We start from the raw sequence: 1,246 nt of genomic DNA, 5'->3' as shown, positions 1-1,246 counted from the left end.
TGAACTGGTCAAGTAATTTTGGACACCAGTTAAGGTTTCACGCCGCCAGTTTCTCCATAGCTACCGGCGACCGGTAGCCGTTGTAGCTATGGAGCCTGACGTTGTTGTATCGCATCACATAACGCTGCACATCCACGCGGGCTTCATGCTCCGAACTGTAGCCGGCTTCGGGCACCCACTCTGACTTCAGGCTGCCAAAGAAACGCTCCATCGGGGCGTTGTCCCAGCACTCACCTTTGCGACTCATGCTTTGCAGGAGTCCATGCTTGCGCATCTCATTCCTGAATTTGTGACTGGTGTATTGGCAACCTTGATCAGAATGAAACAGCACCTCTTTTGGACGGCCTCGCAATTGAACCGCCATTCGCAACGCTTCGCAGGTCAGCGTGGCATCGGAAATCATTGAAAATGACCATCCAACGATCCGACGAGCAAACAGATCCAGAACCGCTGCGAAATACATCCAGCGCTTGCCGACCTTGATGTACGTGACGTCGCCGCACCACACCTGGTTGATCGCCGTGACATCAAACTTGCGTTTGAGCACATGCGGCGCGACCAGCGCTTCCACGCCGGAAGATTTGTACTTGTGCCGACGCCGCTGATGACTGGCAACACCGGCTTCGCGCATCAAACTGCGAGCCATATGGCGCCCGACACGATGTCCCTTCGCTTGCAGCTCCTTGGAAAGGGTGCGAGACCCCGCAGAGGCTCTGGATTCCTTGTGATGCTCGACCAGCACGGCTTTAAGTTTCTCCCGCTCAGGTTTCACCTTGCCTTGGCGCTGACGCCAGGCGTAAAAGCTGCTGCGGTTGACTCCAAACGCCCGACAGCAATTGTTAACGCCGTACTGCTCGTCCAGCTCGTTGATCAACGAGAATGATCTTTGGAGTCCAAAAGCAGGAGAGCACTGGCCTTTTTTAGGATTTCAATGTCCAGGTCTTTTTGCCTGAGCAACGCTTTGAGCTGCTGAATCTCTCGCTGATCAGCGGTAATCGCCTTGGCCCCCTCCGGGGGTGAGCCCAAGCGCTCTTTGCGAACCTGATCGACCCAACGGCGCAATGCCGTAGGGCCGATATCCAGACTGGCACAGACCTCAGGAACTGACTGACCTTCGTCCAGCACCATGCTGGCAGCCCTGAGCTTGAACTCACTCGAGTAAGATTTACGCATAACCAAACACCTCAGATTTGGGCGCCATCATAGCGCCCGATTGAAGTGTCCAAAATCATTAGGCCAGTTCAAG

At 54.8% G+C, this 1,246-nt stretch carries 2 protein-coding genes; both read right to left on the bottom strand.

Features of this window, described 5'->3' with window-relative positions; all coding sequences use genetic code 11:
* Positions 1-37 precede the first annotated feature (37 nt).
* Positions 38-874 (bottom strand): IS3 family transposase, encoded by an 837-nt coding sequence (locus L9Z73_RS30760; protein ID WP_242070972.1) that lies wholly within the window; start codon positions 872-874, stop codon positions 38-40.
* Positions 871-1,173, bottom strand: a complete 303-nt coding sequence (locus tag L9Z73_RS30755; protein WP_247408737.1) for a transposase — start codon at positions 1,171-1,173, stop codon at positions 871-873. The genes L9Z73_RS30760 and L9Z73_RS30755 overlap by 4 nt, the downstream gene beginning before the upstream one ends.
* Between the last annotated feature and the right edge of the window lie 73 nt (positions 1,174-1,246).

The organism is Pseudomonas emilianonis, assembly GCF_023072625.1.
Classification (GTDB): domain Bacteria; phylum Pseudomonadota; class Gammaproteobacteria; order Pseudomonadales; family Pseudomonadaceae; genus Aquipseudomonas; species Aquipseudomonas paraveronii.
Note: the sequence above shows the minus strand (reverse complement) of the source record. Positions and strands in the feature narration are given on the sequence as shown.